The organism is Leyella stercorea, from assembly GCF_021531355.1.
GTDB lineage: Bacteria > Bacteroidota > Bacteroidia > Bacteroidales > Bacteroidaceae > Prevotella.
The window spans coordinates 1-11,720 of sequence record NZ_JADYTS010000083.1 but is presented as its reverse complement, the minus strand read 5'-3'; the positions used below and the strand labels follow the sequence as shown (position 1 = coordinate 11,720).

Here is an 11,720-nt window from a genome sequence, read left to right as displayed (position 1 = left end):
ATTATTCATGGCACAAAGGTATAAATTTTCTATAGAATCAAAGCGTCTTCCCCCTAGTTTATCGGGTGAGCCATCAATCCGCAAACGCGACACGGTACGACAAGACATAAGAAAAGCGTGATGCCATCCTTATCGCGTTTAGCACGGGGTGGCCTCGGATTGGAACCCCGGAAATTTCTAAGAATGCACCACGCCTATTGCGTGTGCATCGCTTATCAATTTTCCAGGGATAACTATACGAGTCACCTGTCACATATTATTCGTGCTTTTTATTCCAAATGAGTTTCCGAGGCTCTTGGCTAAACGCGAAATAATAGCGAATGCATATTTTTTACCACAATGTCTGGATATCATACCGTGAAATACGGAGAAATCCATCGCAAAGATACGAAAAACATTTGAATTAGATATGTAAAAGCTAAAAAAGCTCTCCTAAAACCGTCACTATCGCCACCCCACCACAATTGAAATGAGACGGCGTGACATATGAAATGAGCATGCGCACCAGTTGTTATGAGCGCTCGTACCAATCGATGCTAACGCATAAAACAAGTCTAATTATTATGTAATAAATACATTACTTTTGTCGTAAAAAACGACGGGGATGCAGTCTATACACTGCATGTTTTGGGTGAATTATACAGTGTATAGACTGCATGTTTGCGAAAAAAATGTAGAAGCGGATTTCTGTGTACCTAAATACGGATTGCTCGTTCAGGTGTCTTATCGCATGACTGAAGACGCAACCAGTAACCGGGAAATCTCTGCGCTGCAAAAAGCAGGAAGTATCCCAACTGTCTGAATATATTCGCTCAAAGCGCCCTGATATTAAGGGATTTAGCAAGAGAAATCTTTATAACATGGTGATGTTTTGTGATGAATATTCTTCAGAAACATTTGCTGCAACTATAAGAAAATATATGACAGACAAATTTGTGCAGTCAGAAACTGCACTATTTGTCCAATCACAAACTGGACAAATGCCCAATATCCTGACACTAACGACTTTGACAAACCATATTGAGATATTGTGCAGGTGTAATACCACAGGAACAAATGCAACAGCAGTTAAGAGAGTTTTGCCAGTTCTTTTTAACAGAAGATAAACCGAAAAAGAAATAACGCTGATTATAAGCCGATTGAAACTGCTGGACATTGTGAGTCCAACAGTTTCAATCGGTTTAGTACATATCCTTTAAATCATTTATTAGTCATACAATATTTTATGAGACAAGCTATGATGTGAGCACATAAGGCACCAATTACGAACATACCCAACATTCCCAACCAACTATTAGCAAAGGATGACACTTCGCAACCAACAGCAACAACCAAAATTATTGACCATCCCTCAATAGTGTTTTGGGCATAATCTGGAGAATACTTTTTTAGAAAGTGGAACATATTTGTATTTATTTGTCTCATTATTTTTCATGTACAAAAGTACAAAAAAGATAGATAGGTAGAATTATTTTAAACAACAAAATAACCATACTTAACCTTTGTCATTTCAACAAAAACGTGTAACTTCGCAATCGATAATATATTATCAATAAATTATTGATTATGGCAGAAACAAATAAGATATTAGCAATATTAGACAACTATCTACACGACAATCCAGACGAGATTGCAAAGGAGATAGCTGCCGAATTCCGCCGTCGTAGAATAGAGAAGAACCTTACTCGCGAACAAGTGGCTGAGAAATCGGGAGTTGCTGTGAGCAATATTGTGAGATTTGAACAGAAAGGACTCATTTCACTCAAAAACCTAATAGGCATTGCTATGGCATTAGAATATACTTCTGAAATTCGGCATATCTTCTCACAACAGAAGTATGACACAATGGAAGAACTGCAAGAGATAAAGCGAAACATGAACAAGAAAAAAGCCTATAAGAGATAAAACAAGCTTACATTGATTATGAAAATGAAAAAGATAGAATCATTACAAGTTAGGTTTCACAACAAAAAGGTCGGCACATTAACATTAACTGCCGACAAGAAATGCTGTGTCTTCGAATACGATAGTCAATGGCTGACAGAAGGATTCAGCATATCTCCCTTGGAATTGCCATTGAAACCCGGACTTTTTATTGCTCAGCCAAATCATTTCAATGGCAACTTTGGCATATTCGAAGACAGTTTGCCTGATGGCTATGGCCGCTATCTTCTTCACAAGACGTTACTAAAAATAGGCATTAATGACTTCGAACTCTCTGCACTCGACCGCTTAAGCTTAGTAGGAAATGGTGGTATGGGAGCTTTAACATATGAGCCTGAGACTATTGTAGAAAGAGAAATGGAACTGCAAGACTTCGACCTTTTGCAAGAAAAAGCCCTTGAAGTATTAAGAGAACAGCAAGACACAGACGCAGGACTGCTTCTATACAATAGTGGTAATAGTGGAGGTTGCAGGCCTAAGGCTATATTCTCTGACGAAGAAGGACATTGGCTTATCAAATTCCGCCATACTTATGATCCACAAGACATGGGCAAACAAGAATTTGAATACAACGAGAAAGCACGACAATGTGGCATTATCGTACCCGACTTCAAACTGATTAATGATAAATATTTCACGACCCGTCGCTTTGACATTACTGCTGATGGTGAACGTATACACACAGCTACAGCAGGTGGCTTGCTGTCAATATCTCTTAGCAACCCTGTGCTTGACTATGTTAATCTATTGGCACTGACCGGCTATCTTACACAGAATTATAAAGATGTGGAACAAATGTATCGTAGAATGGTGTTCAATTATATTGCAGAAAACAAAGACGATCATTGCAAGAATTTCAGCTTTATAGTTACCAAAGACAAGGACAACAAATGGCATTGGCATTTGGCTCCCGCATACGACCTTACTCATTGCACTGAGGGATATAATGGCGAACACGCTACATCAGTAAACAATTCGGCTCACCCATCATTAGAGGATATGATTGCTGTCGGTATAAAGAATAAAATGCAAGAGCAAAGGTGTAGAGAAATATACTATGAAGTTGAGGATATTATAAAACAGCAATATTAACGATTGATATGACAATAACTGAACATTTCATTTGCGGTAAGCATACTGCTGCCGACTGCGAGGACGGCATTGTCGTGAACAATGACTTTGCTGCCGTTATCGATGGTAGCACAAGCAAGACCCCGACAAGGCTTGAACCTTCGATGAAGAACGGACGCTTTGCCATGCTGCTCATAAGCGAGTATATCAAGCAGATGCCGGCCGACTATACCATGGACGACTTCTGCCGAGGAATAACGCTTCGCTTTGCTGAAGAATACGACAAACGTGGTATAACGGAACGTATGGCAGAGCATCCAGAGGAACGCCTTACGGCTTCTGCCATTATATATAGCAACAGTAAGAAAGAAGTGTGGATGGTGGGCGACTGCCAAGCTATAATAGACGGAACTTATTACGACAACTCCAAGCCTTACGAACAAGAGATTGCCATGCAACGTGCAGCACTTATAAAGAATGGTATGTCGCCTAAAGATGCACGACGCACTATTGAGCCTCAACTGATAAAGGCTATGCTGGAGGGACAAAACCGACAGTATGCCGTTATTGACGGAACACCAATATATATGCCTGGCACTCACATTGTCAAGGCATCAAATTCTGTTGTGCTTGCATCTGACGGCTACCCTACTCTGCTACCTACACTAAAAGAAAGCGAAAAAGCCTTGGCACACCATCTAATTGATGATCCACAGAACATAGGCGAATTTGTTGCTACCAAGGGACTGGTTGAAGGAAACGTAAGCTTCGACGACCGAACTTACATTAAACTGAAGATATAAATAGATTATATATTTTTTCGCTCATTGAGCAAATACGTGATAAAGTCGTCGGAGATATTTGAGATTTCGTTTTTGTCGTATATAGTCAGCAAGTCTATTACAATAACATCCTGACCAAGACATTCGATGTTTCCCGAATTTTGAAGATAAGCAGGAAGAGGGGATGGAAATTCAATATGATCTTGTGCTGGGCGATAGGCTGTGCTGCATCGAGAACCAAGGAGTTTTATCTTCTTCCGGAAAAAGACTTTGGCTCATCCTGGCGATTGATGCAATACGATTCAATCGCCATTAATGTAATCGTGGAGAATAAGAAGGGTGGAATAAACTCCTGCGATATTCCTTATTCTGATGATATTCAGAAGTTTAATAAAGATTATCTTCGCCTGACTTCTGAGGCTGCTGCTGAATGCAAGTCATCTTCTTTAGAGGATGCGATGGTGGTGGGAACGTCGGCGATGATAGGAACGGAGCTTGACTGCATCGTGAACCAATACACGGATAAGTTTTGTAATCCCATGCTGATGTGGGGAAGTTATCGCCGTGGCTTCTTCCGAACCACGCTCCCAATCTCCTTCCAGTTTCATCACGTACAGATGGATGGCAATCATGCAGCACGATTCTTAGAATTGTTACAAGCAATAATATATCTTGAATAATAATTAGATTACAGATTATCATATACCTTCGCTCCAAAGTCTTCTGAAAAAATCAATGATATAGATACACTCTACATCTCCCATCTTTCAGTTGATAGGATCTAACGAAACTATCAACAAAAAGTATTTAGGTTCCTTACAAGAGCCTCTTCCTTAATTTCTTCTTTAAGATAAACATCAATATATGCAGATAGACGACGATGCGATTTCTGACGCAAAAAAGTACTTTTTCAAGTCTGACGGGCACCAAACAAGAATATACTATCCTCTAACTCATTGTCAATATTGCATATACGTTCAATCATACATTATGTATCTATTTGTTTGTATTGCGGATTTTCATAGATTATCCTCAACAAGGATACAATTATTCATTGAAACATACAAGCTTTTTGATATCGTATTTGGCACTAATAGAATAATGTCAAATACGAATATCATATAAGTACATTTTGCATTCTACAACCGCTTATTACAACCCTGCAAAATACGTCTTCAATGCCTCCACATATTTCATCATGGCATTGCGCCCCGTGTCTGTCATCTTGCAGATGGTTCGGGGTTTTACGCCCGAGCCATCTGTAGTCTTTGATATATAGCCTGCTGTGACCAGTTTGTCCAACTGTACACTAAGGTTGCCTGCCGTCGATTCTGTCTTTTCCTTGATATAGTTGAAGTCAGCTTCCTCTACATTCAGCAGAATAGACATTACGGCAAGACGCAACTGGCTATGGAGTAATGGATCCAACTCTTTCATTATTGTTGCTTTTTTGCTTTGAAGTTAAGGATATGTCCGGGGATGATAAGGGTAATCACAAAGGACAATACCATCTGTCCCATCTGCATAATACTGATAACTTGTTCACCACAAACAAAGTAGCGAAGCAGTCCTGTACCAATCACTACACCAAGAAGTCCGCACATCTGTATCGACTTTTCCTTAAGTATTACGCCAGTGGTGTATGTGCCTATACCCGGCAACAACATACCCAACAAAAACATTCCATTCCAACTCCTTACTTCTCCGAAATGTAATAGGCAGCCAATGGCGTAGACTGCAAACACGGCACTAATGATAGCCCACACATTATTTATAGTGTTGCTTGCATAAGTGCTTGCCACATGACTCTTGCGCTTTGCCTTGTAGGTCTTTATGCCTGAGACTGTGAATCCTGCTATAGGTATGGCCATGTACAGCCAAGCATATCTTGGGTCGTTGGTTGCGAGCAACATGACGATTACTGCCAACGATATTGCTGTACTAAGATAGCCCCACATAAGGAAACTGTCACCATTGCCTACAGACAAATCCTTCTTTGTCTGATTTATCATTCGAGTGATAATCTCAAGACTCACCTGCTCCGAAATCTTCTTCTCTTCCATTTTTTCTTACTTTATTGCGACACACTTATTGCCTATATCAAACGCGATGTGCCAGGTTAAACACTTAGTTTATTATATAAACCATCTTTGGAAAAAGAGAAGCAAGGAGGTCGACTCTCACTTGCTTTAGCCAGCATTATTCTCTTCTAACACTGATGATTACGGTTGCAAATTTAGCTTAGTTTATTTTATAAACCAAATGATTTGCAACAAAATAGCTAATATTTAACCTTTGTTTACAACTGACTGTCACTTTGCTATTCGCTCGACAATGTTTAGTACCATAGCCGTTTCACCTGGCATATAGAACATGTCTTTGCGTCTTAGCAGCTCTTCATATAGTTGCAAGGCTTTCTTTTCGTATTTGTTATACAACAGTTCTATGGCATAAAGAGCGGCAAGCTTGCTTGGCGAGTATTTGCAGAAAGTCGCCAAAATATAATAATCTACAAAGAAAGGAGGAAAAGTATGAGGTTTCGGAAAAACCATTGTATATTTGCAATAAGAAACAAAAATCCATAGATATGGTAGAGACAAACAACAGAAGATTGCCCGTAGGCATCCAGTCTTTTGATGTAATTAGAAAAGAAGGATACCTTTATGTTGACAAGACAGATATCATTTGGCAACTTGCCAATAGTGGAAAGAAGTATAATTACCTGAGCCGCCCACGCCGCTTTGGCAAATCGGTGCTTGTCGATACTCTCGAAGCTTACTTCACAGGAAAGAAGGAACTCTTCGAGGGATTGAAGATAATGGAAATGGAGAAAGAATGGGTGAAGCGACCTGTAATACGACTTGACATGAGCCAGGCAGGTGCGAGACCAGAAACTGTGCGAAGTTATCTTGACAATGCTTTTCATACTTTAGAGACGGAGTATGGAATTGTTGTACGCCAAGATAGTTCTCTTGCCGTAAGATTCAAGAACATCATTGAGGGTGCTTACAACGAAACTGGACAACAAGTGGCTATCCTCATTGACGAGTACGACTCTCCATTGCAACATTCGTGGAAGACTCCTCAGCACGAAGCATGCACCAGTATCTATAGAGAGGTGTTTGCCATATTGAAAGCCGACGACAAATACGAGAAGTTTGTCTTTATCACAGGCATAACCAAGTTTACACAGATTTCACTTTTCTCTGTGCTCAACAATCTGAGCAACATTAGCTTTGAGCCGGAATATGCAGCCATCTGCGGTATTACCAAAGAAGAGGTGACGCGTGATTTCAAACCGGAAATCAACAAGCTGGCAGAATATGAAGACTGGACATTCGATGAAGCCGTAGCACAGTTGACCGCATATTATGATGGCTATCATTTCAGTCGCCGCAACATGGTGGATGTCTTCAATCCTTTCAGTCTCATCAATGCATTGGCTGATTCTGACCTTAAGAACTATTGGGCTTCATCCGGTGCTACCTCTTTGCTTCCTAAGTTTGTGGATGATATGGAGATTCGTTTGAAAGATTTTGATCATTGTGCCTTGTTAAGCACAATTATAGAAACTTCTGATGTAACGGGCGGCGGACCGGAACTATTTCTTTATCAGTCGGGCTATATCACAATTAAGGGTTACATAAACGGTACTTACCTTCTTGGCATTCCCAACTTCGAGGTAAAACAAGCATTAAGCGAAATTGTATTGCCTACACTTGCCATGCGCAAGAGTAACGACATGCAATCGACACAGGCTTTCCTTAATCTCTACCTCAGCGTGGGCAATCTCCCCGAAGCCATGAAATGCTTGAAAGCCCTTATTGCAGATGTACCCTATAGCAACAAGAAGCTTGCAAGCATGGATATGGAGGAGCGCTATCGCCTTATAATGAGCACAATATTCAATGCCATAGGTTGCCGCGTTGAAGTAGAAAAGATGATTGCTACTGGCAGAATAGATATGGTTGTGCAAACAACCAACTTCATCTATGTCCTTGAATTGAAGCTAAGCAACAATGGTGGTATTGATGCAGCAACCGAACAGATAAGAGCCAAGCAATATGCCGAACCTTTCAAAGCTGACAAACGTAAGGTTATTGCTCTTGCTATAGAACTTGACGAAACGGGAAAAGGATTGAAAGACTGGAAAGAAGTGGATTAAATAAGATTGCAACGCTATCAAAATGTCCGTTCGGTGTCACGGAACGGACATTTTAAGACTAAAAGGATAATATATGAATAAAGAAAAACACGACTTCTTCCTCCATTCTAATGAGGTGAACCATATCAGCAAGGAGGATTACGCCAAGATAGAACTGTTGGTGAATGCGGCAAAGGCCTTTGCCCGCAGCACCTACCAGTGCGTCTATATCATCGATTATTTTCATCAGGACTTCATCTATACATCAGATAACCTCGCTTATCTCTGCGGATTGGAACCCGAGCAATTAATGGAGGCTGGTTATCAGATGTATATAGACCATGTTCCGGATGCTGACCTGCAGATGCTACTCGAAGTGAATAAGAAAGGTTTTGATCTTTTCAATGAATTGCCTGTGGGCGACCGACTTGACTATACTATCTCGTACGACTTTCATCTTACCAATGGCAATAATAGCCGATTGATTCATCATCACCTCACCCCTATCCTCCTTTCTGATGACGGAAGAATATGGCTTGCCCTCTGCACCGTATCGTTGGCAGCTACCGATGAACCGGGACATATCATCATGCAGAAGAATGGTGAGCGCGGCTATTATGAATATTCCACCTCGCGCCACAAGTGGGAAAAGAAAGAAGGCATAACCTTGAGCGAGACAGAGAGAGATGTTTTGAGATTGTCTGCCCAAGGTTACACGATGAATGATATTGCCGACCGACTATGCAAGTCGGTTGACACTATAAAGGCTTGCAAGCGCAACCTTTTCGCTAAGATGGGCGTGAAGAACATTGCCGAAGCGCTGTTTCATGCCACTAACTATCAGATGATATGATCGCAATCATATCTCTTCCACCAATGGCGAGAGATAGAACTTGGGGAAGTATTTCACCTCCTTGCCTTCCGCAAGGTTCGAGAGGATGTTGGCACAATAGCCGGCGGCAATATATGCTCCGATGCCCAGTTGCGGGAAAGACTCATTGGAATAATGCCTGATGGCTTCATCTATCCAACGCACAGGCATCTGCCAGAACATACCGTACTGCGAAATATACTTGCCCAGTGAGCAACGGAAATCATCCGTTCCTTTTTTCACTACTTCGCTGAATGGATAGCCTTTCGGTTTCTCTACAGCGAGAAAGGCTGCCTTGCCAAGATTGACGGTATGGATAACGGTGATGCCCTGCTCCTTACATTTCTCATCGAAAGTGAAAGAGGCTTCGTTGTTATGCAAGGTTGCATTCACCGCATACCGGATGCCCGACAAGGGGCATGCATCCACATCTTCCACGGTCAGAGTATCCTTTTCTATGCGATAGATATGAAATCTATCTTCCTGCCGAGGACTTTTATGGAAGTCATGGTGCAAGGCACAGGAGGCTATCAAGCCTCCCATGTCTGCGCCACTAACCAACAATTTTATTGGGTTGTTCATTTATAGAGAGATTTATTGTCATTACACCATTACCGGATACTGCAGACGGACAGATTACATTCTGTTCTTCTGGCTTTTTCCTGCACCCGTACCCTTATATTTGCTTCTTGTTGTGTTGAACTTATACCTTACAGTAAGCGACACTTTGCTTATTGACAGATTATCACAAATCATGTCCTTCATTTTGCCATAATGAGCACTCATGTGGCTAATGTTTGTTCCAAACAAATCATAGATAAAGAGATCAAATGACAAACGGTCTTTCAAGAAAGCCTTATATACAGATACATTGGTACAAAATCTTGGCTTATACGAATATATATTTCTTCCATATCCTTTTGTGGTATACGACATCATCCACGTTAACATTGCCAACTTGGTGTTGAAGGTGTTATTAAAGCGGAATACTGCCATAGGATTGTTGGATATTTTGCCATCATGTGCATCCATATCAAGCCACTGTTTTATCACAGATGCCGTAAATGAAGGATACCAAATGCCAAACGAAGGTCGCAAGTTGACGGAAGCTTCTACATGATTATATGCCTTTCCATTCACAGGCTTAAGCAGTCCTATTGCAGGATTGTCTTTGTAAGTCTCCACATTCGACATCATCGTATGCGAAGTATGGCTGTAGGTCATATCGAAAGTCAACCACTTGTAAGCCAATTCATAATTAAGATTTTTGCTTATCTCAGACACTAAGAATGGATTTCCCGTTTCATACGTGTAGCGGTTGTCATACTGTATGCCGCTGCGCAAGTAATGATAGGGAGGGCGGTCGATGTCGGTAGCATAGCTCAGCTGCATCTGTACCTTGCCTACAGGCATCGACAAGCTGATGGATGGGAACCAATTGCCATACGACTTGCTTTGCCCAGGCACATACTTGCCATATTCATAGTAGTTGAAGTCGATGTATTCGTATCTCAGTCCTGCCTCCATGCTCACGTTTCCGAAATCCCTTGAATAGGTCAAGAATGAAGAAGTCATACTTTCTGTTATACGGCTGTCATCATCCGACACGAAGTTGGTTGGTACTACCTGATACTTGGATGTGCGATGCGTGTTGGAATATTCACCACCCAAAGATAACTCACCACCCAACAAAGGATAGGAAAGCACCAACTTGGAAGCCAACAAACGATATTTCTTGTCAGTAAGACTATGAACCGTCTGGCTCTGTGCGTCCATCCCCACTTCCTGATATTGCTCTTTGGTAACAACGTCCTCGTTATTCTTCGACCAAAGCCAGTCGGTATTGAAGTCGATGCCGAGTTTGCCAATCTTTCCTACATAGTAAATGTTGCTTGAAAGAGTACTCTTCTGCTCGAAGAAACTACCGTGGCTGTCAGAGTTCTCTGTCCGCTCATCATCTTGCCATATTTCTGTAGCCATATTGGCTTCGCAGGTCTGTTTCGGATTTCTCAAAAAGCCAAAGTTGGCACCTATAGAGTTGTTGGCATCCAACTGGTAGCTGGCATCCAGACGGAAGTTCATAGCTTCTACTATACTTACTTGTCTGTTTTCACTCTTCTGGTTCCAGGTCTTGTCAAGATAAGTCTTCTGCTGCAAGTCTTCATTGTTTGGCAGGTATTGCTTTGCTCCAAAGGCGTATGCTCCCAAATCCAAGCCATTCTTGCGATAGCTCATATTCAATTGGCTATATCCACCGAAGTTTTTCTCCTCATCATATTCTCCTGTGGTTGAGGCATCAAATCCGAATCCTTCGCCATGTATCTTCTTCGTTGTGATACGGATGACCGCCTTGGTGCTGGCAGCGTAACGAGCACCAGGGTTAGTGATGACTTCCACCGACTTGATGTTGTCGGAATGCAAACGGTCCAGCTCGCTCTTGTCTCTCATCTGTCGTCCATTGATATAGATAACAGGCTCACCGCGTCCGAAGACCTTGATGCTGCCATTCTGGGCAGATACTTTAGGGATGCGGTCGAGCAGGTGCTCCATTGTTCCTGCCTTCTCAAGTACGGATCCGGCAACGGTTGTCGTCATTCCGCCATTCTTCAGGATAGTCTTAGGCAGGGATGATTTTACGACTACTTCACCAAGCGTCTCACTATCCTCTTCCATCTTGATGATGCCTATGTTCTCGCCCTCGCAATCCTTGCAGACGGTCTTATAGCCTACGGATGTCACCTTGATGATTCCGCCGTTGCATGAAGAGTCGATGACAAAGCTGCCATCCTCTCCACTCACAGCGCCCTTGACGAAAGCTGAGTCTGTTCTATTCAATAATCCCAAATCGGTCATTAGGATTTCTCTGTGTCGTACGGCAAAGAGAAATCCTTTAATTTTTCCCATATAG

Annotated in this window: 9 protein-coding genes and 1 pseudogene; 6 read left to right on the top strand and 4 right to left on the bottom strand. The window is 41.7% G+C overall.

All coding sequences use genetic code 11. The features are described from left to right. Positions 1-1,566: 1,566 nt before the first annotated feature. The 4 genes and pseudogenes from I6E38_RS12900 to I6E38_RS12885 all read left to right on the top strand — a co-directional run. The gene (locus I6E38_RS12900) at positions 1,567-1,905 is read left to right on the top strand and encodes a helix-turn-helix domain-containing protein (protein ID WP_007898096.1); all 339 of its coding nucleotides are present in this window, start codon (positions 1,567-1,569) and stop codon (positions 1,903-1,905) included. A gap of 18 nt (positions 1,906-1,923) precedes the next feature. After that, complete coding sequence (locus I6E38_RS12895) at positions 1,924-3,036, top strand: type II toxin-antitoxin system HipA family toxin (RefSeq protein ID WP_235394378.1); 1,113 nt, start codon at positions 1,924-1,926, stop codon at positions 3,034-3,036. An 8-nt stretch (positions 3,037-3,044) separates the two neighbouring features. Continuing rightward, positions 3,045-3,818 (top strand): hypothetical protein, encoded by a 774-nt coding sequence (locus I6E38_RS12890; protein ID WP_235394377.1) that lies wholly within the window; start codon positions 3,045-3,047, stop codon positions 3,816-3,818. Between the two features lie 83 nt (positions 3,819-3,901). Continuing rightward, positions 3,902-4,477, top strand: a pseudogene (locus I6E38_RS12885) (CatA-like O-acetyltransferase, family 2); the annotation flags it as partial. Positions 4,478-4,949: 472 nt separating this feature from the next. Here the strand turns inward: I6E38_RS12885 and I6E38_RS12880 are convergent. After that, on the bottom strand, positions 4,950-5,237 hold the full coding sequence (locus tag I6E38_RS12880; protein ID WP_176452265.1) for a winged helix-turn-helix domain-containing protein: 288 nt from the start codon (positions 5,235-5,237) through the stop codon (positions 4,950-4,952). After that, positions 5,234-5,860 carry a hypothetical protein gene (locus tag I6E38_RS12875; RefSeq protein ID WP_235394376.1) on the bottom strand — a complete coding sequence of 209 codons (627 nt, stop codon included), beginning with the start codon at positions 5,858-5,860 and terminating at the stop codon, positions 5,234-5,236. The genes I6E38_RS12880 and I6E38_RS12875 overlap by 4 nt, the downstream gene beginning before the upstream one ends. A 524-nt stretch (positions 5,861-6,384) precedes the next feature. Here I6E38_RS12875 and I6E38_RS12870 point away from each other — a divergent pair. Further along, entirely contained in the window at positions 6,385-7,962 is a 1,578-nt protein-coding gene (locus tag I6E38_RS12870; protein WP_235394375.1) for an ATP-binding protein, read from the top strand. 73 nt (positions 7,963-8,035) lie between these two features. Then, on the top strand, positions 8,036-8,794 hold the full coding sequence (locus I6E38_RS12865; protein ID WP_235394374.1) for a helix-turn-helix transcriptional regulator: 759 nt from the start codon (positions 8,036-8,038) through the stop codon (positions 8,792-8,794). Between the two features lie 6 nt (positions 8,795-8,800). Here I6E38_RS12865 and I6E38_RS12860 read toward each other — a convergent pair whose 3' ends face one another. Then, on the bottom strand, positions 8,801-9,394 hold the full coding sequence (locus I6E38_RS12860; RefSeq protein ID WP_235394373.1) for a hypothetical protein: 594 nt from the start codon (positions 9,392-9,394) through the stop codon (positions 8,801-8,803). 54 nt (positions 9,395-9,448) lie between these two features. After that, on the bottom strand, positions 9,449-11,720 hold a 2,272-nt coding region (locus I6E38_RS12855; protein WP_235394372.1), incomplete at its 5' end, for a TonB-dependent receptor.